The organism is Duncaniella sp. B8 (assembly GCF_005304985.1).
In the GTDB taxonomy this organism is placed as follows: Bacteria; Bacteroidota; Bacteroidia; order Bacteroidales; family Muribaculaceae; genus Duncaniella; species Duncaniella muris.
This window is the reverse complement of sequence record NZ_CP040121.1, coordinates 629,943-654,643: the sequence shown is the minus strand read 5'-3', so window position 1 is coordinate 654,643 and position 24,701 is coordinate 629,943. Positions and strand designations below refer to the sequence as shown.

At 46.7% G+C, this 24,701-nt stretch carries 25 protein-coding genes and 1 pseudogene; 8 read left to right on the top strand and 18 right to left on the bottom strand.

Features of this window, described 5'->3' with window-relative positions; genetic code table 11:
• Nucleotides 1–6: 6 nt before the first annotated feature.
• From FDZ78_RS03060 to FDZ78_RS03035, 6 genes are all read right to left on the bottom strand, one after another.
• A complete protein-coding gene (locus FDZ78_RS03060; protein ID WP_124076040.1) occupies nucleotides 7–978 on the bottom strand; it encodes a DUF4249 domain-containing protein in 972 nt (323 codons plus the stop codon).
• Nucleotides 966–3,422 carry a TonB-dependent receptor gene (locus tag FDZ78_RS03055; protein WP_205747844.1) on the bottom strand — a complete coding sequence of 819 codons (2,457 nt, stop codon included), beginning with the start codon at nucleotides 3,420–3,422 and terminating at the stop codon, nucleotides 966–968. The genes FDZ78_RS03060 and FDZ78_RS03055 overlap by 13 nt, the downstream gene beginning before the upstream one ends.
• Before the next feature lie 8 nt (nucleotides 3,423–3,430).
• Entirely contained in the window at nucleotides 3,431–3,874 is a 444-nt protein-coding gene (locus FDZ78_RS03050; RefSeq protein WP_124076042.1) for a hypothetical protein, read from the bottom strand.
• Nucleotides 3,875–3,964: 90 nt separating this feature from the next.
• On the bottom strand, nucleotides 3,965–4,468 hold the full coding sequence (locus FDZ78_RS03045) for an RNA polymerase sigma factor (protein ID WP_124076043.1): 504 nt from the start codon (nucleotides 4,466–4,468) through the stop codon (nucleotides 3,965–3,967).
• A 150-nt stretch (nucleotides 4,469–4,618) separates the two neighbouring features.
• Nucleotides 4,619–5,791 (bottom strand): YhcG family protein, encoded by a 1,173-nt coding sequence (locus tag FDZ78_RS03040; protein WP_107036805.1) that lies wholly within the window; start codon nucleotides 5,789–5,791, stop codon nucleotides 4,619–4,621.
• 45 nt (nucleotides 5,792–5,836) lie between these two features.
• Nucleotides 5,837–7,186 (bottom strand): site-specific integrase, encoded by a 1,350-nt coding sequence (locus FDZ78_RS03035; RefSeq protein WP_124076045.1) that lies wholly within the window; start codon nucleotides 7,184–7,186, stop codon nucleotides 5,837–5,839.
• 740 nt (nucleotides 7,187–7,926) lie between these two features.
• Between FDZ78_RS03035 and FDZ78_RS03030 the strand changes: the two genes are divergently transcribed.
• Nucleotides 7,927–9,186 (top strand): site-specific integrase, encoded by a 1,260-nt coding sequence (locus tag FDZ78_RS03030; protein WP_123400536.1) that lies wholly within the window; start codon nucleotides 7,927–7,929, stop codon nucleotides 9,184–9,186.
• A gap of 56 nt (nucleotides 9,187–9,242) precedes the next feature.
• On the opposite strand, the gene FDZ78_RS03025 is transcribed toward FDZ78_RS03030, so the two are convergent.
• From FDZ78_RS03025 to FDZ78_RS03015, 3 genes are read right to left on the bottom strand one after another with little or no spacing between them, the layout of a single operon-like run.
• The gene (locus FDZ78_RS03025) at nucleotides 9,243–9,545 is read right to left on the bottom strand and encodes a helix-turn-helix domain-containing protein (RefSeq protein WP_240740324.1); all 303 of its coding nucleotides are present in this window, start codon (nucleotides 9,543–9,545) and stop codon (nucleotides 9,243–9,245) included.
• On the bottom strand, nucleotides 9,542–9,823 hold the full coding sequence (locus FDZ78_RS03020) for a helix-turn-helix domain-containing protein (RefSeq protein WP_124076047.1): 282 nt from the start codon (nucleotides 9,821–9,823) through the stop codon (nucleotides 9,542–9,544). Before FDZ78_RS03020 ends, FDZ78_RS03025 begins: the two co-directional genes overlap by 4 nt.
• Nucleotides 9,820–11,787: a DNA topoisomerase gene (locus FDZ78_RS03015; RefSeq protein ID WP_136409057.1), complete on the bottom strand. Its 1,968-nt coding sequence runs from the start codon at nucleotides 11,785–11,787 to the stop codon at nucleotides 9,820–9,822. Before FDZ78_RS03015 ends, FDZ78_RS03020 begins: the two co-directional genes overlap by 4 nt.
• A gap of 203 nt (nucleotides 11,788–11,990) precedes the next feature.
• Here FDZ78_RS03015 and istA (FDZ78_RS03010) point away from each other — a divergent pair.
• Together istA (FDZ78_RS03010) and istB (FDZ78_RS03005) are read left to right on the top strand one after the other, a co-directional pair.
• Nucleotides 11,991–13,583, top strand: a pseudogene (gene istA / locus FDZ78_RS03010) (IS21 family transposase).
• Complete coding sequence (istB, locus tag FDZ78_RS03005; RefSeq protein WP_136408497.1) at nucleotides 13,567–14,352, top strand: IS21-like element helper ATPase IstB; 786 nt, start codon at nucleotides 13,567–13,569, stop codon at nucleotides 14,350–14,352. The pseudogene istA (FDZ78_RS03010) and the gene istB (FDZ78_RS03005) overlap by 17 nt, the downstream one beginning before the upstream one ends.
• Nucleotides 14,353–14,442: 90 nt before the next feature.
• Here istB (FDZ78_RS03005) and FDZ78_RS03000 read toward each other — a convergent pair whose 3' ends face one another.
• The 6 genes from FDZ78_RS03000 to FDZ78_RS14570 all read right to left on the bottom strand — a co-directional run bounded on the left by FDZ78_RS03000 (nucleotide 14,443) and on the right by FDZ78_RS14570 (nucleotide 18,363).
• Nucleotides 14,443–15,288: a hypothetical protein gene (locus tag FDZ78_RS03000; protein ID WP_124076498.1), complete on the bottom strand. Its 846-nt coding sequence runs from the start codon at nucleotides 15,286–15,288 to the stop codon at nucleotides 14,443–14,445.
• Nucleotides 15,289–15,300: 12 nt separating this feature from the next.
• Nucleotides 15,301–15,588: a transcriptional regulator gene (locus tag FDZ78_RS02995; RefSeq protein ID WP_124076496.1), complete on the bottom strand. Its 288-nt coding sequence runs from the start codon at nucleotides 15,586–15,588 to the stop codon at nucleotides 15,301–15,303.
• The gene (locus FDZ78_RS02990; RefSeq protein WP_124076494.1) at nucleotides 15,582–16,211 is read right to left on the bottom strand and encodes a hypothetical protein; all 630 of its coding nucleotides are present in this window, start codon (nucleotides 16,209–16,211) and stop codon (nucleotides 15,582–15,584) included. Before FDZ78_RS02990 ends, FDZ78_RS02995 begins: the two co-directional genes overlap by 7 nt.
• Nucleotides 16,212–16,329: 118 nt before the next feature.
• The gene (locus FDZ78_RS02985; protein WP_124076492.1) at nucleotides 16,330–16,743 is read right to left on the bottom strand and encodes a hypothetical protein; all 414 of its coding nucleotides are present in this window, start codon (nucleotides 16,741–16,743) and stop codon (nucleotides 16,330–16,332) included.
• A 181-nt stretch (nucleotides 16,744–16,924) separates the two neighbouring features.
• Nucleotides 16,925–18,136, bottom strand: a complete 1,212-nt coding sequence (locus tag FDZ78_RS02980) for an ATP-binding protein (RefSeq protein WP_124076489.1) — start codon at nucleotides 18,134–18,136, stop codon at nucleotides 16,925–16,927.
• Nucleotides 18,137–18,210: 74 nt separating this feature from the next.
• A complete protein-coding gene (locus FDZ78_RS14570; protein ID WP_168182149.1) occupies nucleotides 18,211–18,363 on the bottom strand; it encodes a hypothetical protein in 153 nt (50 codons plus the stop codon).
• A gap of 509 nt (nucleotides 18,364–18,872) precedes the next feature.
• Here FDZ78_RS14570 and FDZ78_RS02975 point away from each other — a divergent pair.
• From FDZ78_RS02975 to FDZ78_RS14565, 5 genes are all read left to right on the top strand, one after another.
• Nucleotides 18,873–19,085: a hypothetical protein gene (locus FDZ78_RS02975; RefSeq protein WP_107036562.1), complete on the top strand. Its 213-nt coding sequence runs from the start codon at nucleotides 18,873–18,875 to the stop codon at nucleotides 19,083–19,085.
• 21 nt (nucleotides 19,086–19,106) lie between these two features.
• Nucleotides 19,107–19,547 (top strand): Cas9 inhibitor AcrIIA9 family protein, encoded by a 441-nt coding sequence (locus tag FDZ78_RS02970; RefSeq protein WP_168190000.1) that lies wholly within the window; start codon nucleotides 19,107–19,109, stop codon nucleotides 19,545–19,547.
• A 12-nt stretch (nucleotides 19,548–19,559) separates the two neighbouring features.
• Nucleotides 19,560–20,834, top strand: coding sequence for a PcfJ domain-containing protein (locus tag FDZ78_RS02965; RefSeq protein WP_123400556.1), 1,275 nt, complete (start codon nucleotides 19,560–19,562; stop codon nucleotides 20,832–20,834).
• A 171-nt stretch (nucleotides 20,835–21,005) separates the two neighbouring features.
• Nucleotides 21,006–21,281 (top strand): HU family DNA-binding protein, encoded by a 276-nt coding sequence (locus FDZ78_RS02960; RefSeq protein WP_123400558.1) that lies wholly within the window; start codon nucleotides 21,006–21,008, stop codon nucleotides 21,279–21,281.
• On the top strand, nucleotides 21,281–21,436 hold the full coding sequence (locus tag FDZ78_RS14565) for a hypothetical protein (RefSeq protein ID WP_160632018.1): 156 nt from the start codon (nucleotides 21,281–21,283) through the stop codon (nucleotides 21,434–21,436). Before FDZ78_RS02960 ends, FDZ78_RS14565 begins: the two co-directional genes overlap by 1 nt.
• A 58-nt stretch (nucleotides 21,437–21,494) precedes the next feature.
• On the opposite strand, the gene FDZ78_RS02955 is transcribed toward FDZ78_RS14565, so the two are convergent.
• From FDZ78_RS02955 to istA (FDZ78_RS02945), 3 genes are all read right to left on the bottom strand, one after another.
• Nucleotides 21,495–21,983, bottom strand: coding sequence for a lysozyme (locus FDZ78_RS02955; protein ID WP_123475505.1), 489 nt, complete (start codon nucleotides 21,981–21,983; stop codon nucleotides 21,495–21,497).
• Between the two features lie 217 nt (nucleotides 21,984–22,200).
• On the bottom strand, nucleotides 22,201–22,986 hold the full coding sequence (gene istB / locus FDZ78_RS02950) for an IS21-like element helper ATPase IstB (RefSeq protein WP_136408497.1): 786 nt from the start codon (nucleotides 22,984–22,986) through the stop codon (nucleotides 22,201–22,203).
• Complete coding sequence (istA, locus tag FDZ78_RS02945; RefSeq protein ID WP_136409056.1) at nucleotides 22,970–24,562, bottom strand: IS21 family transposase; 1,593 nt, start codon at nucleotides 24,560–24,562, stop codon at nucleotides 22,970–22,972. Before istA (FDZ78_RS02945) ends, istB (FDZ78_RS02950) begins: the two co-directional genes overlap by 17 nt.
• Nucleotides 24,563–24,701: the final 139 nt, after the last annotated feature.

The following is a 24,701-nucleotide window of genomic DNA, read 5'->3' as shown; positions in this document are numbered from 1 at the left end:
ATTGTTCTATTTGATTGTTTCGTTTATTGTTTCCCTAATGAAGTCTGTTAAATCAATCGAGCAGACTGATTTCGATTGAGCCGCCACAACACCGGCTCCGGAAGACACATTGCTATAGCCCCAAATCGGGTCTCCAAAACCGTAGTCTCCAAGTTCGGTCAGAGTGCCGCTATCACGCTGCCAAATATAGTTGGCCCAGTTGTAGTAGGAGGGCGACACGGAGCTGACAATCAAATTGACGTTGCAGTCGGGTATCTCACCTTTTGGATAGCGGAACCAGCAGTTGTCAAATTGAAGATGCAATGTATAACTTTTTCCTTCAAACTGTCGGTCTGAGAAGAATGAGAAGCCTTCAGCATCGCCACCCATGATAGACTCAAAAATACCGATATGCTCCCTGAAAATTGGTTCCATATCATATAGCAACGAGCCTATCGCAAACCCATAATTTCCGCTTGCTGCAAAGTCGTCCAACTCTTCATCGGCTTGAAAATCACTGTTGAATGAAAATTTATAATAATTTTCTCCATCCGTATCTTCAATCCGGAGGTCAACCTTTAGCTTGAACTCGACGAAAACCATATCATTGTCAGATTCCCGGCAACTAACATCATAAGCCTCCCAAGTAGCAGTCGGCGCCGGGATAGAAGCCGGGATAAGAACCTCGGCCTCACCTCTGCCAACTGCAGGACTTTCGGCAACAATCCTTATATTGTCGCCCTCCTTCGGGATATAGGAGTCAAGCTGCAACTCCCCATTGACATAAATCCTGACTTCGGCATCCCTGACTTCGGATTTTTCGGGACTGTCGGTGTAAAGCCTTGACTTTGAAATTTTAGCCTCTACAGGTTCTCCAGCGGTTATCAGGGAGTTGACGCACAATGCCGGAGTATGGGGCATATCCGGTGTGAACGCCTCCTCGCATCCTGTGAGGAGCGGTAATGCAAGAAGTGGATATATTTTTTTCAGAATAGCCATGTGTATGAAATCGAGGGTATGACAGGAAGGAGTTTGACACGTTTGAATACTGGTTCACTGGTGATATAGTATTCATCGGGTTTCGACACGGCAATATCTTGGGTTCCACGCTTCACTGCAACAGTGTTCATGTGGCAGTATGCGTTATAGAGGCCGAATGTCCAGTACCCACGTTTATTTTTGACAGTACAGCTTAAATCCAGACGATGGTAGAAAGGCAACTTATAACTGTTGATGCCGGTACGCAATGGTGACTCTCCGGCTCCGAACCAATCGGTGGTTTCAAAGTCAGGATCATCCCACACTTGATTCAACAGAGTGAATCTGTTGCCTGAATGTCCCACCCACGAAGCGTTGAGCTGCACCTTGTCACTGATTTTCCAATTCACCATTATATTTATTGTATGGCGGTTATCGAATTTGGCAGGGAATGTGTGCCCACAGTTTTTGTCGGCAAACGTGCGGTCTGCCCACGCTAACGAATAGGATATGTGTCCTGTCACCTTTCCAAATACTTTTTCAATTTTGAAATCAACGCCCTTAGCCGTACCTTTACCACTGCAAAGTTGAGCGTTCCACAAGTCGAGAGGGGGACGCAGGTAATACTCATCCTTGTATTCTACAAGATTATCCATCCATTTGTAGTAACCTTCTACTGACACTGCATAAGTCTTGTCAGGAGATTGCCAATATCCTCCCACGGATATTTTATCGGCTGTCTCCGGCTTGAACTTTCCGCTGATCGGTATCCATTGGTCAGTTGGGAGTGCAAGATAACTCTGGCTGAGTTGGTGTACGTATTGAGTAGTCCGTGCGTATGCAAATTTCACCGCCCAGTCTTCATCAGGACGATAACTGAGTGACAATCTCGGAGACCATCCGAGATTTGTCTTTCCCCCGATATTGAACAGCGAGCCATGGAAACCGGCGTTCATTCTGAACTTATCACTTATTTTCCAATCATCCTCAATATATGCGTTGACTTCATTCGCACCATAGGCCCATGTTGAATCGCGGGTTGACAAATGTGTCGTCCCGACCTCGTATGAACGAGATGTACGCGCCGGAAGGAACGAATGCCGCGTATAACCTGCACCAAAGCGAACCCAGTCATTTCCATTGGGACTCCAATCGAAATCACCACGAAATATCCAGTCATTGATGTTATTGTCTGTATTGAGGACAGTATGCGATTCGTCCATGTGGTCGGAAGATTTATCTCTATAGATATAATCATGCTTCATGCTGGAGAAGAAGCGTGTGTATGCGGCAGTGAACTCAGATGATAGATTATCATTGAAACGGTAATTGAGTCCGGCCTGCGCAAGCAGGTTTCCCCAGTGCATGTCAAACCGGTCATCATAAAACGACCCGAAATAATTAGGCTTGTCATAGCCCTTGTCTTCCATACCGGTTTTCAGTTTATCATCCCCGAAATAGAAGCTTACAAAAGCGGTAGCCTTAGGTGAGAACCGATGCTGCACACGAGCGTTGAAATCCATGAAATAATAGTTGAAGCGAAGTTTCTCATCTTCGTTCTGCGAATTGGCAATCGCAACAAACGGAATAGTGAGCACATCAAACCAAGAACGGCGCAATCCGACAAGATAGGTTGTCTTCTTGCCTATCGGCCCGGAGATATTGAAAGCTCCCGATGTCAGGCCGAGACGTGCGGACCCGTGATGACCGTCGCGGTTGCCGTTTTGCAGACGCACATCCATAAAAGAAGACAGACGGCCGTCATATTTCGCAGGAATGGAAGACTTGAAAAAGTCTATATATCTTATTATATCGGTATTGAACGCTGAGAATAGACCGGCAAAATGATTGACTTGATAGAGAGGCACATTGTCAAGCATATAGAGGTTTTCATCAGCGTTTCCGCCATGAACATACATTCCCGCCATACCCTCCGTGCCCTCAGTCACGCCCGGCTGGGTTTGCAATGCTTTTATCACATCTGCCTCACCGAAAAGCACAGGTGTATTGCGCACTTCCTCGGCGGTGACTTTCTTAGCTCCGATTTCGGCAGTCTCGACCTGAGGGGCTTCAAGACGCGATACGACAACCACTTCATCAAGCATCGTGGATTTAATCGAGGATTCATATACCTTTGTCACAGGAACAGATACAACCGGAGGTTTGATCTTTTCAGTCTTTACCACTTTCTTCCTTCGCTTCAAGACTATATTATTCCCCTTGATTTTATACTCAATGGGAGTGCCTGAGAACATTTCAGACAGCACATAATTCAGTGGTTTGTTCTTGGCTTTGACAGTGACACGTACATCTTTAAGCAGTTCCGATGAATACACAAAGTTTTTGCCAGTCTGTTCAACAATGGAGCGGAATACAGTTGCGGCAGGTTGATTGACCGCGCGGATTGTTACATTCTGCGCGACCACAACAGACACACAACAGGAAACTCCAATCAGCAATGACATCAAACGCTTCATTCCTTTACTGACATTTGGGTTTCAAGAATGTCGTTGATTGTGGCTACAAGGTCAACGGCGTTACCTTCGTAGTGCAGTGAAAGACGATACTCCCCGGCATTCTCCGGAACATTGATAACCTCAACGCCATACACCTCTTTAATTTTGGAAATGACGGTAGGGAGCGGCGTGTTTTCAAAATCAATGATTTTGACAGTCTCCAGCGATGCAGCAGGTCTGACTGATTCATTGACAATCTTATCAGTCGTGTCTTTCAATTCGTACTGATGATATATGATAGCCGCTGTCGCCGACAGGACTACAACCGAGGCAACGGCTGCCGCTATTTTGAGACCATTCCATTTTAAGGCTGGTTTTATATTCAACCGTTTCCAACTCTTTTCAACGGAGAACTTCCCTTTGCGGTAACGCTTTGCTATGTATGTTATTTCTTCATTCATAATGGTTGTTCAAAAAGTGTCCCGGGATTTGTCCCCGTTCACTTATATGACGCAACCACTATCCTCAGGTCCTATCCGGAATTAAAATTTTTATAAAAAAGGTAGGAAGAATGGCTTGTGCCCGGTTGATAACGACTCTCTGAGCCGGGCAAACGCTTTTGTCATCTGGTTCTTAACAGTCTTTATAGAGATATTCATTTCCTCGGCAATTTCCGCATTGGTCAGTCCATCACGCTTGCTCATCAAGAATATTTCACGGCATTTCTCCGGAAGTTCATCAATCGCCTTCCATATCCTTGCATCATGGAAAGAGGTGTCTATCACCTCCTCGCATACTTCCGGGATTGTATCAATGTTTTCAAATTCCTTTTTCCCTCGAAGGAAGCTCACACATTCATTTCTTACACATCGGTAGATATATGAGTTGAAATGTTCAATCTCTGCACCCGACGAGATAGCTTGCCAAGCCTTCATGAAAGTATCCTCCACAATGTCCTCCGCATCGTCGGCATTATCAACGATACGGAGTGCGTACATACCCAATGGCAAATACAGTCGTCTGAAATATGTCTCAAATTCTCTCGAAGTAATCATTGTGTCATTATCGATAGGCTATACGGCCTCAATATAAAAGACGCAATACCCTTGAAAAAGTCCTATGAAAGAAATAAATAATTACCGTCTTGGAAAATTCAGAGAATGTAGTAGAATCCCAATTATATTCTAATTAAATTTAGGTTAGGATTATTTGTTTTTGTTTATCTTCTCCTCTACCAAACGAATACGTGCTTGAAGTTCCTCAGCAGAAGGTAATAGATTCGTTTCATTAATGGTATTGACATTGTCATAAGAAGCCACTCCCATCGGTGTATGTACGCCCCTGAACGCCCAACGTACCTCAGTCTCATCCTTGTCACTGCATATCAGCAATCCGATGGTTGGATTATCATCGGGTCCTTTCAATAATTCATCGACTGCACTTACATAATAGTTGAGTTTACCTGCAAATTCCGGTTCAAATGGCCTTATTTTGAGTTCTACAACCACATATGCTTTCAGTTTGATATGATAGAATAACATATCAATACGTCGGCTACGGCCATTGACGATAAACTCTTTCTGCCGACCAACAAAAGCAAATCCGGTTCCAAGTTCGAGAAGAAAACGGGTGATGTTCTGCTCAAGAGCTGTTTCCAACTGTTCTTCCTGATAATTCTCAGGGACTGTCACAAAACTGAAATCGTAGTTGTCTTTAGTAATTTCCTGCGCAAGTCGGCTTTGCGCTTCCGGCAGGTATTTTGGAAAGTTTGAGATGGCTTTGCCTTGCTTCTCATATAATTTGGCCTTCATTGAATTTGCCAACGTTTGACGGCTCCATCCTCTTGTTACGCATTCTTTTAGATAGAAAATGGCTTCGTCTAACGATTCGCATCCGGTTACAATGTCTGTCTGATGACGCCATGGCACAAGTCCGAGAATCATTGGCAAACTATCTTCGTTCAATTCTGCCCCAACCTGTGGCAGCTTTATTAATGATTGGATTTCAGCATTTTGCAATTCTGCCCCAAGTTGGGGCAGTTTTTCGGATGCTTCAGATGTGGAGAAAAACAAATACCATTGTTTCATCCTCCACATATTGCGGCTACTGAATCCTTTTTCATTAGGGAAAGCATCTTGCAAGTCAAAGCTAAGTTGCTCAACAACTCCTGAGCCCCAACGTTCCTCTGCTTTCCGTATTACAAGGTCACGTCCAATGCTCCAGTTGAATTGCAATTTTTCATAATTAACCTTTAGAGCCGCTTTTATCTGAGCCTCCCTATATCGCTTTATTATATCAGAAAGCCATGATGAGTAATCAGAGTCAATTCTGAAATCCTTAACTCTTACGATATATGGGGTGTCTTTAGTCTTATCCATATGCAAAATTAGCAAATTATTCTGATTCTCAGAAATTAATCTCTGTCAATCAAGGAGATTGACCAATTCTTTCTTGATGTCTTCGTCGATGTCTCGGTAGCGGGCGAAGGCCTTGCTACCTTCCTTGTGACCGGACAATGCTCCGACAAGGCTTGGGTCTTTAACCTTCTTATAGAGGTTGCCGACGAATGTGCGCCGTGCCATGTGGCTGCTCGCAATCTCATTCAGCGGTTTACGCTCCTCTTCGCCGGTCTTGGGATTGAGGACAGTGACAACACGTGTGATACCGCAAAGTGTAAAAATATCCTTGATTGCCTGATTGTATTTCTGTGTGCTGATGAATGGGAACAATCGACCCTTCTCATCCACTCCTTTGTATTTCCTGACAAGAGCCTTTGCACGACTGTTCAGTGGCACACGCACAACCTCCGGTCGCTCTCCCTTTGTCTTGTTGGGCATATACTCTACCGCGCCATTGATAATGTTTTCGGGTGTCAGTTCCATAAGGTCAGACACTCGGCAACCGATAAGGCATTGGAAGATGAAAATATCGCGTTGCACCTCCAGCGATTTCTTGAATGAAAAATCGCGGTCAGCAATTTTGTCACGTTCCTCCAATGTGATGTAATACGGCACACCATATTTCTCCGCGCCGATACTTGTGCAGGAGGCAAACGGAGTGCGAGTGATGTATCCACGCTTCACACACCAGTTGAAGAAAGCACGAAGCCGTTTCATAATGGCAATTACGGCATTGTGGCCACGCTGCTCCGGCTTGCGAGGCTTGCGCTTTGTCTCCACAACATCTGATGCGTCCTTATATATGGATGGATATTTCTCATAGATTCTGGGTTCATCAATGACAAACTGCTTGAAATCGTCAACCATCGCCCCGTTAAAATCTTCGAGAGTCAACTGAAATTTCTGCCGGGTTGATTTTCGCTTGTATTTCTCATATCTATCCAACAGCCGGGCCAACACTTTATAGTGGCTTGACAGTTTTGTACCATCCTGTGTGGTGTCAAGATATTCATTGAAGGTATCGAAGAAACTGCGGCTGACAGGTACCGTCTCAAACAATTCCGGATGATTGTGACGCATTATGGCGTCCTCAAAGAATTCCTTGTTGAGTTGATTTGCAGGTGTGTTTACGCTGAGAGAGATCAATCTGCACTCCAATGATGAGAGATTGTCACTGATAATTTGTAATTTTGCAAGCGTCTTGCGGTCGGCACGCGGCATGATAAATTTGCCGTCTCTGAATCGGGAGGGTTCGATAAACACACCGCTTCTGAGACGCAGACGCAATTCGCGTGACACGGTAAGACGGAGCATGATTTCAGACTCACCGTTGCCATTTACTTTCGAGGAAAGAGACCTTGTGATTGTAGCCATAAGGAGAGGGGTTAAAAGTTATGGTACAAAATTAATCAAAATTGTCCACGCACACAAATTTCTGTCCACGGATTGTCCACATCTTTTGCGCCTACTTGCGTCTGCTTGATATAGAGGCGCAATTCACAAATACTCAAGCCAAGTTATAATATACTGATATTCAAGATATATAAAATATTGTCGTTTGAATACTCATATTCATCCAAATTCAACGCGATTCACTATTTTGACTCCAAGTGGGACCACTTATTTTAATGTTAAATTAAGGCAAAACGCTGATTATCAACATAATCGGCGTTTTACTTTTTATATGCCCTATGCACGCCGATGAAGAACGATGAGGAATGAAGGTTCCCCGTTGGAGCCAAAGGCTTGTGAGAGCCTGCCGGATGGGGGTGCATGGCTGAACTTTATACTCATTTCATTATTCTTCAACGATTTGCATAGCAAGAGTCGGAAGCGTCTTTATTATCTTCGCGTAGAAATTTCAGTATGGTCTGAAAGAAATATGAGGCCTTGCGGAGGAAAAAAATGTCTTTGGCGGAATTTCAGCAAAAATCATTTTGGTGCCAAATCGGTGCCAAAAACAGTGCCAGAAATTTTTGGCACCAATTCCTCTAAAAACCGTGGCACTAAAACGCATATAACACACTGATATATCAGTTGTTGCAGCGACAAAAAATCACCTCCGAAAAGGCTTCATTTCTTGACGATTTAACCCCTCTTTACTCATAGAAGAAATGAAGAAAGACCGATTGACGGTGCTGTTCTATCGAAGAAGCACCGTGACAAAAACAGGAGAATGTGCGATTCGCATGAGAATTTCTGTGAACGGCACAAGAATTGATTCCAATACTGGGAAGTATATCGACCCTGCTCTCTGGAATCAGTCAAAGGAACGCGCCAAAGGCACGTCCAAGAATGCAATAGATGTGAACGACTATATTGACGAGACAAACATCAAGCTGTTCAAGCTGTTTCAAGAAATGCAGTCGGAAGGAGTTGTCGCAACCGCTCAGGAACTTCACAACCGATTTTTCAATATCGGTGTCCATAAGGTTGTGGAACGTATGATAATAACGACATTTCAGGAACATAATCAGGAATGTCGTGCGTTGATGGGGCGCGATTTCGAGCTTGGCACCATCAAGAAATACGAGACCATTACCCGACTGCTACAGCGTTACATCAAGAAGAAATATGAAGTCGATGACCTGCCCCTGACAAGTCTTGACCGCGATTTCGTACATGGGTTTGAGATGTATCTCAAAATAGACCGCAACCAGCAGCAGAACACAGTGGCCAGATATATGAAAGGTCTGAAGAAAATCACTAACCGGGCTCTTGCAAACGATTGGATTACCAAAGATCCGTTTGCCGGAATAAAGGTCAGAACAGTACAGACAAATCCCACATTCCTCACCCTCGATGAACTCCATATAATATATAGGAGACACTTTGACGGTGTACTTGATGTGGTCAGAGATATGTTTGTAATGGCCGCTTTCACCGGGCTGGCGTTTATCGACATCTCCAATCTGAAAAGAGAACACGTTGTCGAGGACAACGACGGCAACATGTGGATTCGCAAGCCACGTCAGAAAACGGATATTGTCCAGAACATACCGTTGCTTGACATCCCCAAAGCAATACTCAAAAAATATGAGGACAACCAGAAGGCGGCTGAAAAAGGAACACTTCTGCCAGTACCCTGCAATCAGGTAATGAACCGCTACCTGAAAGAGATAGGAAACATCTGCGAGATAGACAAGGTGCTGACCACTCACGTTGCCCGCCACACCTATGCGACAGTATGCCTGTCACAGGGAGTACGTATCGAGAATGTCTCGAAGATGCTCGGACACACAAGCATCAAGATGACCCAGCACTACGCCCGGGTACTCGATTCCTCAATCATGGAGGATATGCAGAATATCCGTGAGGTTATGGCCGGAGACCTCTTCTCCAAAAAGAAACGGGAACGGAAGATAAAACAGTAACCACCAAACGACAACAGAGGCAAGAGTCCGGTTAAGGATTCTTGCCTCTGTCATATTCAAGGATTGTAAATTACATTACGATAATTGCTCATCAAGAGATTATCTACATCTTTTTCAGAATAGAGGTACTTGCCGCCTATTTCATAGTAAGGCAATATACCACTATTCCGGTAATCGTGAAGAGTGCGTCTGCTTACTCTGAGCCGTTGCGCCAGCTCCGCGTCCGTGAGAAAAGCATCGTTATTAAGAATCGGACGACAGTTCTCGCAGATATGATTCAGAGCGTCTTTAAGTTCCTTGCAACGGCTGAAAAACATTCTCACCCTTTCATTACGTTTGGTAAATACAATATCAATCATAATTTAGCCTTCTGCATGATTATATATTTCGCAATATCGTTTGCGAGATACATCACCCTGCAATCGATCTGTATGAAAGGAATCTTTCCAGCCGCCTTGAGATTATTTAGATGACGTGTGCTCATTCGTAATATTGCAGCGGCTTCATTGGTTGTAATGAGGTCATCCGGTTTCTTTGAGACGAGGAGTCTTGAAATTGTCCTGACTAAAGAATGAAGATATTCCACCTGCTCGAACATTGATTCCAGAATATCCTCATCAATCTCTACTGTTCTCATCCGTATATCTTGGCGGCTTTGGCGGAGAATGTCACGCCGAAACGGTTGTCGATTACCAACGATTCGCAGAACTTGCGGCCTTTGCGGTCGATGAAGCCGTAGATGGGCGATGTGTATTTGTATCGTACAAGCTGCTCGATGTCCTTGTCGGTCAGGTCGTAGCCGTGGAAGTGGCGCGGGATTGAGAATCCGCAACATTCACAGGCTATTGTAGCCGGGAACACGGTCAGCCCGTGGTTGCCGCATTTCGGGCAGGTGTAGCCCGAAACCTTGCTGGCAAAGGATTTCTTGTCGGTGATGAGCGAGAGAATAAGGGGATGAAGCCAGTTCTCATAATCCCTCATTACAGGCTTTGTGGGTTTGCGGTTCTCCGCGAGCGCGTCAGCCTCGTCTATCTGGGTGATGTACTTGCCGATGTCGGCGAGTTCGAGGTGGCCGGCGTGCGAAAGAAGCACACGCGCCTTCTCCGTCGGTTCAATGTCGCCAAGCAGATATTTTACGAATCCGTTGTCGATGAGACGCTGGAGGCAGGCTCCGCAGTCGCGGTAGCTGCTCACGGGAAGAAGCGAGGGTGTATCACCACCTGTGTTGACCAGTTCATTGAGGTCGTGCAGAAATGTTGCGGCGGTCAGGGTTTCGGGTGAGTGCTCCGAGAACGAGTAGATGCTCACACCTGAGATTGTAAATTCTATATTACCCGTTACACATTCCGCATCATCGGGCAGTTCGGCTGTGCCAAAAAGACCGACACCTTCGATATTTGCCGCGATTCCCACCTCTATACATCTTGCTGAGTCAAAAGCCATTTCTGTACGGATGTTGATGAGTTCATACACACGCTGCTCGTCGTCGCTGAGAAAAAGAGGTGTACGCTCGGTGGTGATGATTCCGTAGCAGTAAGGTATCTGCTCTTCGGGGCAGAACGGAAACGCCTTTGCCTCCGGGAAGCGACGTTCAATGTGACGTTTCAGATGATGAGGCAGCGAGGAGACCGAGGTGCGGGGTGAAGATATAAGCCCTTTCTCGAAAAGAAGGTCTGCGGCCGCCATTGTACGGGCGGGCAGGAATCCCAGTTCCTCGATAGCCACCTCCTGAAGGGTAACCATGTTGAGCAACTCGTGTCGCCACTCCACCTTCGGGTTGACCTCCACGACCTCAGCCATGACAGTTTTGCCATTAAGTTTCATGAACTTGTCATACAAGCTCTGAGCCTCTGATTTCTTTGTCCAGAGTTCAGCCGGTGCCAACTGGACAGATTTCCCATTCCAATTTCCGGTGATGCCGACGCCATAGCGGGTCTTCTTTGGGAGCTTGACTTTCATGTTGTCGTAGCTGTTGCAAAGGAGCCAGAGCGCGGCGATGTCCATACGCTCCATCGGGAACGACTGCTTGCCATACATCTGGGCGAAAGCCTGTTCCACATTGGCACGGAACAGAAAGTTCATTCCGTGGTGAACGAAACCGGAGCGGGCTATACGTGTGATGTTGCGGCCTGACTCGCGGTTACGGTAGGCATAGGTTATCGCCCGGTTGCTCAGTGTGGTCAGCCACATACGGCTGATACGGCGTCCGGCTTTTGCTGCCTGACATAGAATAGCGAATAGAGCCTGAGCCTCACTTCCGTTGTTTGAGGCGAAGATGACCTCTGCGGCCTGCTCGACAAGAGCCTGAAGCCTGACGACCGTGCTTTTGTCCTCGTCGCTGACCTTGAATTTACCTCCCACATTGTCAGCACGGATACCGTACAGGTATCTCTTGGGGATAAAAGGGAGCGTCTTGATGAAGTCGCTGCCGCCGGCGTAATACTGAAACGGTGCCGGCTCGACGAGACTGGACTCGACGGAGGTGATGACGATGCTGCCGGTGTCGTTGGTGTAGTCGCCGTTTTCGGTACGGTCTGTGCAGTTGAGGGCACGGGATACAGCGAAGGCGATTTGAGCGGAGTGTGCGATTACGAGATTCATAATATTATTTATTTTATTGATTATTGGAAAACCCAGGCTCGGATGACCCCTTAGACCAGGTTGAATTGACCCCTGAAGCCAAAATATCACTGACCCTTTTGCCCAATATAAAAATGACCCCTGTCGACGTAATGTCAGCAGGGGATTTTATATGTATCTTTGAATTCCGTTTTGGCCGACGGGGGATATAATTCAAAGAAAACATGAACACAAAATTAAAGAATATTCTCCTATGTCACGCATCAGGGATGGGCATAAAATGCATCAGTAGTGCCTTTGACATATCCCGGAACACGGTGCGCCGCTATGTGAGAATGTATCAGGACAGCGGTATACCCGCTGAGAAGCTGCCGTCGCTGAGTGATGCGCGGCTACAGGAACTATTTGCCATACCAGGGGCGAGGGAACGTAAACCGTCGGAGCGGCAGGTCAGGCTTGAAGCCCTATTGCCCGATTATGCGGCGCGACTTTCTCGAAAGGGCATGACGGTCAAGAAGTTGTATGAAGAGTATCATACCGGCCATCCCGATGGCTATCTGAAGGCATCTTTCGGGATGAAACTCAGGCAGTTCATGCTGCAGACCAATGCCATCGGGCATGTGGAGCACCGCGCCGGAGACCAGATGTATATCGATTTTGCCGGAGACAGATTGGAAATAGTCGATGAGGCAACAGCCGGGATACGAAAGGTCGAGGTGTTTGTGGCGATACTTCCATGTAGCCACTACACATATTGCGAGGCAGTGTGGACGCAGAAGAAGGAAGATCTGATAAAGGCCTGCGAAAACGCCATCCGTTTCTACGGCGGCGCACCATGTGCGATTGTGCCTGACAACCTGAAATCTGCCGTCACGCGCAGTGGCCGCGACGAGCCGGTCATAAATCCTGACTTCGAATCCTTTGCCGAGCATTACGGCTGCGCAGTGGTGCCTGCCCGTGTGCGGCATCCAAAGGACAAGGCCCTGGTGGAAAATGCAGTAAAACTGATGTATCGGTCCGTGTACGTAGACCTTGAAGGTCAGATTTTCCATAATCTGGAGTCGCTTAACGAAGCAATCCTCAGGTCTCTGGAGAAGTTCAACTCGCGTAATCTGACGCGTCGAAAGGAATCACGCCGTCAGCTCTTTGAGGCTGTGGAGCGGGACAATCTCCGGCCATTGCCTGCGAACCGCTATCAGATGAGACAGCGGGCTGTCGCGACAGTACAGCGTAACAGCTAAGTAACTCTGCACAAGCATCACTACAGTGTGCCTGTGCAATATGTAGGCAAACGTGTGGAACTGGTCTACGACACTGACACGATCGACATCTTTCATGGCTTTACCCATGTGGCGACGCATCACCGCAACGATACTCCGTATGAATATACAACGAAACCGTCACACAATCTGCCCGGACGCAAGGGGAGCTGCGAGAGCGACATTGCGGAACTGCTTTCACGCGCGGCACAGATCGACAACATCGTATTGCACTATCTGCGGGCTGTCATCGAGGACAGGCGTTATCCGGAACTTGCCTTCAGAGTCTGCCGTGGCATCATGAAACTTGAGAAAAAGTATGGACAGGAACGGCTTGTGTCAGGATGCGCCGCGGCAATGGACGCACGCCTTTACAGTGTCAGCGACATGGTGGACATACTTGAGTCCGGAGCCGATGCGGATTATTTGCCGGGGGCTGATGCCGACGGCAATGACCGTCAGACACCATCCCACCGGAACATACGCGGTAAAGAATATTTTGCCGCGAGCATAAAACTATCAGCCAACAACAACGAACAACATGGAAACGAACAATAAAACCACGCCAATAACAGCGGAGAAAGACCGCAACTCCATCTCTCTGGATCTGATGCACCGTATGCGCTTACACGGCATGTCGGCAGCGTTTTCCGAAAGTCTTCAGGCCACATTCGCCGAGACAATGACACCTGACAGCTTTCTGAACTGGCTGTTATCCACAGAATGGGACTACAGGGCCGCACGCAATATTGAGCGCCTGGTGAAAAACGCAAACTTCAGATACGACGACGCGTCGGTGGCGCAGATTGACTATAACCTTCCGCGTGGCCTGGATCGTAATCAGATGGAGCGTCTCGCATCGCTGGACTTTATCCGTAAAGGTGAAAACCTGTTCATCACAGGCTGTTCTGGTACGGGCAAAAGCTATCTGGCAACAGCACTGGGATACGAGGCATGCAAGGCCGGTATGCGCGTACTGTACGCGAACGCATCCAAACTGATGGGGACCCTGAAAATCGCCAAAAACAAAGGAACAATCGAAACGGAGCTCAAGAAACTCGAAAAAACGCAGCTTCTGATCCTCGACGATCTCTTCCTGGTGCCTCTCGACGCCAAGGAACGCGCACACCTTACGGAAATCATCGAAGACCGCCATGGTCGCAAATCAATCATCGTGACATCACAGCTCCCCGAACTGGACTGGTACGAAGCAATCGGTGACTCCACAGTGGCAGATGCAATACTCGATCGCATTGTCCACACTGCTCATCGAATCACGCTTACCGGCGAAAGCGTCCGTAAGCTTAAAGCTATAAAAAGCCGATAAGACAAAATAAAATTGACCCCGTCGGCCAGAACGTTTTCAGGGGTCAATTCAAAATATTTTCAGGGGTCAATTCAACCTTGGTCTAAGGGGTCATCCGAGCCTGGGTTTTCCAGTAACCTCATCGCCAATCACGGTTGTTATATTTCCCTCAGATACATAGTGATCATTCTTGCGAAATATGCGTAATTGGGTGTTCAGCAGAAGTTTACTGCCTATAGCATAGGAATGTTGCAATGACACCCGATGAGAAGCCATCCTGTTCGGTGTCTTTATACCATTCTCCAAACGTAGTATTTCAGCCCCGTCTGACAGAAGATAATGTTCCGAATTATCACGGTATGCTGACATTCTCCACATTGGATTAGACTGAAAATCAAGAGTCCACTCACTACGACCTGATGTGTATTTCAGTGCTCCGGTATAATTACCCCACCCACGGTTTACAGACTGGAGCAGATTGAGCGACACTCCATAGCCTGTTTCGCGTCGTTTTACAGTTATGTCTATCACGCCTTTTGCCTCTCCATATCTCACACCCGGATTTGATGTGTATTCTACTCTTGTAATATCCTTGGGCGACAGGGCTGTAATATCTATCTGTGAGGCAGGACGACCGTTAATTCTGATAGACAGTTCGCCACCACCCAGTCTTTCAACAGACCCTGTGGCAGGATTTATAATCAAATCAGGAATTTGCAGACCTGCAAGCAGTTGGACTCCATTGTTTATGGCATTTTTAAGTTCCTTTGTCGGATAGAATAAAGTCTTATTGCCGATTGTATGATTTTCAGGAGCCGTCACTACAATTTCATCAAGTTCATGCGATATGTCCAAAGTATCAGGCAATTCGCTCTGCGCAACAGCATTTAGGGAGGCTGTCGCGTATAAGAACAATATGACATGATGTAGTCGCATAAACTTTCTGATTGTTTTCATCTGTAATTTTTCCTATCGCATAGAAATGTATTGCTTCAGTGCTTCGACATATTCTTCGAAGGCATTACGACCTTCGGTTGTTATCCGGGCTGTAGTTCGTGTTTTTCTCCCTACAAACCCTTTTTCAATAGATATATATCCGGCTGCGGAAAGTTTGTCAAGCTGCACACTGAGATTTCCGGCTGTCGATTCAGTTTTCTCCCTAAGATAGACGAAATCGGCTTCCTCTACATTCATGAGAATCGACATTACGCCCAGTCTCAACTGAGAGTGCAGTAATGGATTCAGCTCTTTCATGATTCGCGATTTGCTTTCGAGTTAAGTATATGACCGGGAACAATCATCATTGCAGCAAAAGCTATGATGAAAAGCGGCATGAACCATGTTGCCATAAGCGTAATATGAGATGAGATGCAGCATGTAGTGAAAAGTCCGATTAAAAGCCCGATGCCGCCACCCGCAATGAGAGGACTCTCTTTGATGACCAGCCCTTGCATGATTTCAGCCATAGGAACGATGATTAGAGCGAAAACAAACATCATGCTCCATGAATCTTTTCCGCCAATCAGAAGAAAACCGAGGCATAAAAGGGTAGAAGCTATTCCTGTCAATCCGACAACAGACCATATTTGTGAAGTCAGTTTGTCGGTATAGCTCTTGGTGCCTGATGCCATTCGCTTTCTCTTAACCATTATTGGAGTGGCAATACCGCCTATTACCCAGATAAGGAACCATAGCCAGTTTACAGCCGGATTATTTGTTGTCACAAGGAGCACCCATATAAGTGCCGTCACTGCCACGATGAGGTATCCCCACATGAGGAGAATGTTGCCGCTACCTTTTACGAGGCGGGCTTTTGTGCGCGAGATCATCGAGGTTATTATTTCGATGCTCTCAGCTTCAGTAATCTTTCTTTCTTCCATAATTGAAGTTTTGCAGGTTTAATAAATCGGTTGATAATATAAACTATACCTTGAAAAAGAAAGAGCAACTTCGCGATTTGTCGCTCTCATTCCGTTTCGACTGCAAAGATAAAGCGATTTATATTATAAACCAAATTTTGCTATGATTTTTTTCAGATTTTCCGCCCAACTCAGGTAACAAATAATGATTGCATTTAGTCTTTCCTTTCCACAAGCAATGCCAGTGATGCTGATTTTGGTTTGGTTCGGGCTTTATATATGCCCGGTTAAACTTAAACCTATATAAATGGCTGGTATATGGCTGGGTAAAAGAAAAAGCATTCTCTCCTGTTATTTTCTTTTCCTCAGCTATGGTTTGAACACAAAATTTGAACACAAGGGCATGAACACGGCGGCTGTCAATGGCGGCTGAAACAAGTTGGCGCGGAGTTGTGTTCAGATTTGTGTTCAACGTAAAAGAAAAAGCAGCTACGATTTGTTTCGTAACTGCTTGATTTCTAAGAAGTGGTCCCACTAGTACTTTGAACTTCAAGGTAACTTATTGTAGGGCAGTTTATTCTCTATGTTAAAGTTCGGACTTGGCTCGGATGAGGCACCTCTGTACTTCATCATTCTGCAACGCCGTTCTTATCTTCGTTTGTGCAAAGTTAATCATTATCTGCCGCAGTGTCAAATTAGTCATATTAAAAGTTCCTAAAATGAACTGCCATTAGTTATAAGTTATCCGACATCAGGAACTGCCGTAATGTCAGATGTTTTATGCCTTCGTAGTTTTGAGGATGTGACATCGGATTCATGGATATGACATACTTGGGATAGTTGTCTTGTATCTTCAGTAGATTTCCAAACTCCCGTTCCATTGTCTTGTCGTCAGCGATTAGATACGCCACCTGTATATAGACCGATGTGCCGCCTTTTTCGGCAACGAAATCAATCTCACCGTTGGGAAGTGTTCCGACGCTGATCTTGCATCCGAGATTTTTGAGATGAAAATAGACGGCGTTTTCTATTACTTTCTCTATGTCGCCGGTACGGTTTGGCCCGGCAAGCATATTGCGCAGCCCCAAGTCCTCAAAGTAGTATTTGTCATTGGTCTCCAACAGACGCTTTCCATGTATGTCATATCTCGGCACTTTATTGATGATGTAGGCGTTTGAGGCGGCTTTCAGATAATTTATCGCCGACAACGGGGTCAATTCCACTCGCTGTGATTTGAGATATTTCGACAAGGACGTAGCCGACACAAGTTGCCCCGCGTTGTCGCTGACGTATGACATCAGGTTTTCAAACAGTGTCACATTGCGCAATCCTTCCCGTTGCACCACATCTTTCAAAACAATGGTATTGTAGATGTTCTGTATATATTCCCATACCATATCCTCGTTTTCAAGTCCGAGACGATACAGGTGAGGGAGACCGCCGAATCCAAGATATTTCTGAAGACTGTCATCAGAATCATCAAGCCTGTGAAAGGTCAGAAACTCCCGGTATGAAAGACTCAGGATATGAATCTCAATATATCGACCGCCGAGGTATGTGGAAAGCTCCGACGAAAGCATTTTGGCGTTACTTCCGGTCACGACAATTTGGCATTCCTCATCGGCATTAAGGCTACGGAGTACATTCTCAAAACCGTCAATGTCCTGCACCTCGTCAATGAGCAAATAATTCTCCGCATCGTCTTTCAGTTTGCCGTCAAGATAACGCGAAAGATCATCTGCATTTCTTATATCGGCATACTTTGTTTTTTCCTTATTGATATAGACGATATTGGCATCCGGATTGTCGGCTTCAATCTCTTTGACGAGTTGACGGATTATATAACTCTTGCCAACGCGACGCTGCCCGGTAAGGGCGATTATCATACCCTTGCCGATAAATCTCTGAATATGCTCAATATACTGTTGCCTTGCTATTATCTTCATGACTGCAAAGGTAGTGAATTTTGTTAATCATACCAAACAAAACGGGGTAAAATCGCAATTCTATTTGTCATACATCATAAAAATGACATAACCTGCGAGAGGCGCAACGGCTCGGCATTGTCGGTCGCAAGCGAGGCAGTGCCGATGGAGTCAATGCCGTCAGCGGCGTTTGACGAGTCTGCACTACCGCTGACCGCATTGCCAGAATTAAAGAGTCGGCTAAACACCGAGTGTCTGATAGCCTGAGCGGGTTGCTACGCAGGCTTCGCTGTACCTGCTCTTGCTATTTCAGCCACTCCGTGTTCTTACGCCGCCTTCATCTTTCGTAGTTTGAGCCGTTACGCCACTCTCCGTTGGTCAGCAGTCCACGAGTCGAGACAGTGATGTGCCGCCTTCCTGCGTTGTCGGCATATCACAGACTCGACTTTCCGGGACCGGACAATTCTATTAGCATTTCAATATTACGAAATTTCATTCGATTATGTGACAGTATGTTTTCACCGTGCCGGAGTCATGGCTCCTGTTATTGTCTAATCAACAACGATTTTCAACTTGCTTGCCAGTGGGGAACGTGCGGTGCCGGGGATATTCTTTTGCCTTTTGGCTGAAAAATCTCCAGACCTGCGGCTTGTATTTTTCCGCCAAAGGCGAACAACCCCTCTATTCACCACACGCCTTTGAGGTGTCAAGCAAGCGAAAACCGATGGTGATATACAAATAAAAAAAAGTCACAACGATGAAAACAAACAGCCACATAAAAGGTCAAAGCGAAGCTCAAAGCCTCAGGTTCAACCAAATAAAAAAGGTTGCAAAGGTGGTGGCTATCATCATCGGAGCAATAATCGGAACTCTGGTGTGGGCGATGGTCAGACCTGTAATCCGAGGTGCGGGCTGGGTTATATCCATTATAACCGCAATAATGATAATCTTTTGGTTATTCACCCTTTAATATAACACTGATATGGCTACTATGAAATCCAACAACGCTGCAATCGCAGCTATGCAGCTGATGCTCCAAGAGCGTTGCATCGCAGAACCCACATTCGCCATCAAGATGGCTAACCCGTCCAAGAGTATGGAAGGCGCAGTAAACTATCTGTGCGGACAAATTCAGAAGAGCGGTCTGTGCTGTGTCGATGACGCTACCGTGATGAACATATTGGTTCATTACTTCGACGAGAATGAGATTGAGGAAGGCGGAAAAGTCAACTGCAACATCGTGGTATCCAAGCCGGAACTTTCCGATGAGGATAAGGAGGAACTCAAAGAGCAGGCTATGGAGCAATACAAGGAGGAGCAACTCCGAGAAATCAGACGGCAGTCAGCTCCGAAGACTCAACCCAAGCCGACCGCCACCGCTCCCAAAGCCGGAGCAGAAATCAATGTTCAACCCAATCTTTTCGACTTCTAAAACTTCAAGGATATGAAACCTCGCAATAAGAAACAACAGCATATAGTGGAACTGAGTGGGCGACTTCGCCCGCTCACCACTCCCCAAATGAATTGGGCACTCAACTCTACCATCAATCACTATGGTTATAGGTTGAAGAACGGAATGTGCACCTGTATGAAATGCGGTCACGAGTGGCTGGAGACACGCAACGGAATGTGTCTATGCCCCGAATGTGGCACTCAGATTGAAATCAAGGATACAAAAGAGCGTGTTATCCGCGAAAAGTCCTATTTCAACGTAATCACCACCATCGAAGACTATCAGGTAATCAGAATGTTCCTGATGATGGTTGAAATGCGCAAGGGTATGAAGGTGAAACCTGCCTATCTTGAAATCGGTCAGTATTTCATTGACCCCAAAGGCAATAAGACCGTTGTCGCTATCCCTCGTACTCTCGGTTGCTATGTTGATACCTTTGCATTCGGCGCACCACTTGAAATCAGAAATGACGGGGAGGCTTATATGTACGTTTCAGACCAATGGGTATATCCTCACATCAAGGTCACTGACACCATCAAGCGCAACGGGTTCAAGAACTCTGTCCACCATATCCACCCCGTGACTATGTTCCAAGAGTTGCTGACCAACCCAAAAGCCGAGACACTGATGAAAGCCAACGAGATAGGATTGTTACGATACCTTTGTGCAAGACCAGCCTATAAGTCAGACATTGACAAGTATTGGAACACCATTAAGATAGCCAAGCGCAACGGCTACAAGGTTAAAGACCCGCAGATGTGGTTTGACTATATCAAGATGTTGGAGCGTATGGGCAGAGACCTCAATTCTCCCTCGCTGATAGCACCCAAAAACCTCAAAGTAGCCCACGATGAATATGTGGCTAAGGTCAATCGCCAGCGCATCAAGGAGCAGAGAGAGAAAGAACGTCAGCAAGCCATCAAGGACAAAGCCAAGTTCGAGGAACTCAAATCCCGCTACTTCGGAATGGAAATGACTGACGGAGAGATTGAAATCCACTCAATCGACACCATCGATGATTACTATAAAATCGGAGATAAACAATCTATCTGTTGCGGTACTGCCAAATATTACCTTAAAGAGGATACATTGACACTTACCGCCTACATCGGAAACAAGCAGATAGCCACCATCGAAATTTCGCTTGACGACTACCACATAATCCAATGCCGAGCCTTCGCCAATGAAATATGTGAGTACACCCAGCAGATAGCAGGTATCATCAACGCCAACAAGAAGATGATAGCAGAGAGAAAAAGAGCATAGACAGTGCCATATCAGCGATGAAGGTGGCGGAGTATAAGACCTCCGTCACCTTCATTTTGCCAAAAATTTCGGCCGCCAAAAGGCGGCGTTGTGCAGGTAATTCGTTCCGAAATTCAGCGTTTTTTAGTAATTTTGCAATGTAAAAACGTATCAAATTCAAAGCAGTACAAAATGACTAAGGCAGAAATAGCGAGTGAAATCGCAAAGACAACCGGCATCGACAAGTCCGCAGTTGTTACCGTTATCGAACAGTTCATGACCGTTGTTAAGGACAGTCTCGCACATGGTGAAAACGTATATCTCAGAGGCTTTGGTAGCTTTATCGTCAAGCAGAGAGCAGAGAAGACCGCGCGTAACATCAGCAAGAACACCACCCTGATTATTCCGGCTCATAACATTCCGGCATTTAAGCCTGCCAATTCTTTCAAGGAAGAAATTGCAAAATAATGGAAGAAGAAATTGAAAAGGATAATCCTGCAACTGAGGGAATCCATATTCAATCCGAAATCTGTAATTGTTCCACTTGTTTGGAAAATCGTAAAAGGTATGTTCATATACTTGATGTCGATAAATATATCGAATCATTAAATGACTGGGATTGATAAACTATACAAATGCCGCGATGCTATTTTGTTTCAATGAATAGCATCGCGGCATATTTTATGGTGTGTAAAGAATTGCAAGCTCCGTAAGCCGCCTTTTGTGAAGGCCGGAGTGCCACTTGCCTTTGTAATGGCAGTGGGAGGTATAGGACTTGAAGATGTTGCGGTCGCCGCGTTTCAACTTTTTCAGAACGCTGCTTTTATTGACGGCTCCGGGGCCAATGTTATAAGCGAGAGCCGCAAGAATATACTTGTCACGCCCATATTCTTTATACAACTCGCAAAACTTGGCATAGTCACGGCGAAGAAGAGCATCAGCCTCCCGTTCACTGTACTGGCGGCGTGTGAAATGTTCTCCCCGCTGAACGACATGACCATAGCATATCGTCGGCCAGTGTTTAGGCTTATGAAGTGTTTCAAACTTCTTTATAATCAGTACTGCTCGCTCAAATAGCGGAAGCTCCATAATCGACCGCTTTGCGTTGGCTGCCGGCGTTGCCGCCGCGAGGGTCAGCAAAGCCATAAAGAACATCAGTAATTTTTTCATCGGGCAATCGGTGTTATTGTTCCGGGATTGACAGGGACGATTGTTCCGGGGGTCTTGCCTCCGTCATCGTCGCCACTGTCGTTACCGTTGAACTCAAATGTCTGTTGGAAAACCCAGGCTCGGATGACCCCTTAGACCAAGGTTGAATTGACCCCTGAAAATATTTTGAATTGACCCCTGAAAACGTTCTGGCCGACGGGGTCAATTTTATTTTGTCTTATCGGCTTTTTATAGCTTTAAGCTTACGGACGCTTTCGCCGGTAAGCGTGATTCGATGAGCAGTGTGGACAATGCGATCGAGTATTGCATCTGCCACTGTGGAGTCACCGATTGCTTCGTACCAGTCCAGTTCGGGGAGCTGTGATGTCACGATGATTGATTTGCGACCATGGCGGTCTTCGATGATTTCCGTAAGGTGTGCGCGTTCCTTGGCGTCGAGAGGCACCAGGAAGAGATCGTCGAGGATCAGAAGCTGCGTTTTTTCGAGTTTCTTGAGCTCCGTTTCGATTGTTCCTTTGTTTTTGGCGATTTTCAGGGTCCCCATCAGTTTGGATGCGTTCGCGTACAGTACGCGCATACCGGCCTTGCATGCCTCGTATCCCAGTGCTGTTGCCAGATAGCTTTTGCCCGTACCAGAACAGCCTGTGATGAACAGGTTTTCACCTTTACGGATAAAGTCCAGCGATGCGAGACGCTCCATCTGATTACGATCCAGGCCACGCGGAAGGTTATAGTCAATCTGCGCCACCGACGCGTCGTCGTATCTGAAGTTTGCGTTTTTCACCAGGCGCTCAATATTGCGTGCGGCCCTGTAGTCCCATTCTGTGGATAACAGCCAGTTCAGAAAGCTGTCAGGTGTCATTGTCTCGGCGAATGTGGCCTGAAGACTTTCGGAAAACGCTGCCGACATGCCGTGTAAGCGCATACGGTGCATCAGATCCAGAGAGATGGAGTTGCGGTCTTTCTCCGCTGTTATTGGCGTGGTTTTATTGTTCGTTTCCATGTTGTTCGTTGTTGTTGGCTGATAGTTTTATGCTCGCGGCAAAATATTCTTTACCGCGTATGTTCCGGTGGGATGGTGTCTGACGGTCATTGCCGTCGGCATCAGCCCCCGGCAAATAATCCGCATCGGCTCCGGACTCAAGTATGTCCACCATGTCGCTGACACTGTAAAGGCGTGCGTCCATTGCCGCGGCGCATCCTGACACAAGCCGTTCCTGTCCATACTTTTTCTCAAGTTTCATGATGCCACGGCAGACTCTGAAGGCAAGTTCCGGATAACGCCTGTCCTCGATGACAGCCCGCAGATTGTGCAATACGATGTTGTCGATCTGTGCCGCACGTGAAAGCAGTTCCGCAATGTCGCTCTCGCAGCTCCCCTTGCGTCCGGGGAGATTGTGTGACGGTTTCGTTGTATATTCATACGGAGTATCGTTGCGGTGATGCGTCGCCACATGGGTAAAGCCATGAAAGATGTCGATCGTGTCAGTGTCGTAGACCAGTTCCACACGTTTGCCTACATATTGCACAGGCACACTGTAGTGATGCTTGTGCAGAGTTACGTAGCTGTTACGCTGTACTGTCGCGACAGCCCGCTGTTTCATCTGATAGCGGTTCGCAGGCAATGGCCGGAGATTGTCCCGCTCCACAGCCTCAAAGAGCTGACGGCGTGATTCCTTTCGACGCGTCAGATTACGCGCGTTGAACTTCTCCAGAGACCTGAGGATTGCTTCGTTAAGCGACTCCAGATTATGGAAAATCTGACCTTCAAGGTCTACGTACACAGACCAATACATCAGTTTTACTGCATTTTCCACCAGGGCCTTGTCCTTTGGATGCCGCACACGGGCAGGCACCACGGCGCAGCCGTAATGCTCGGCAAAGGATTCGAAGTCAGGATTTATGACCGGCTCGTCGCGGCCACTGCGCGTGACTGCAGATTTCAGGTTGTCAGGCACAATCGCACATGGTGCGCCGCCGTAGAAACGGATGGCGTTTTCGCAGGCCTTTATCAGATCTTCCTTCTTCTGCGTCCACACTGCCTCGCAATATGTGTAGTGGCTACATGGAAGTATCGCCACAAACACCTCGACCTTTCGTATCCCGGCTGTTGCCTCATCGACTATTTCCAATCTGTCTCCGGCAAAATCGATATACATCTGGTCTCCGGCGCGGTGCTCCACATGCCCGATGGCATTGGTCTGCAGCATGAACTGCCTGAGTTTCATCCCGAAAGATGCCTTCAGATAGCCATCGGGATGGCCGGTATGATACTCTTCATACAACTTCTTGACCGTCATGCCCTTTCGAGAAAGTCGCGCCGCATAATCGGGCAATAGGGCTTCAAGCCTGACCTGCCGCTCCGACGGTTTACGTTCCCTCGCCCCTGGTATGGCAAATAGTTCCTGTAGCCGCGCATCACTCAGCGACGGCAGCTTCTCAGCGGGTATACCGCTGTCCTGATACATTCTCACATAGCGGCGCACCGTGTTCCGGGATATGTCAAAGGCACTACTGATGCATTTTATGCCCATCCCTGATGCGTGACATAGGAGAATATTCTTTAATTTTGTGTTCATGTTTTCTTTGAATTATATCCCCCGTCGGCCAAAACGGAATTCAAAGATACATATAAAATCCCCTGCTGACATTACGTCGACAGGGGTCATTTTTATATTGGGCAAAAGGGTCAGTGATATTTTGGCTTCAGGGGTCAAT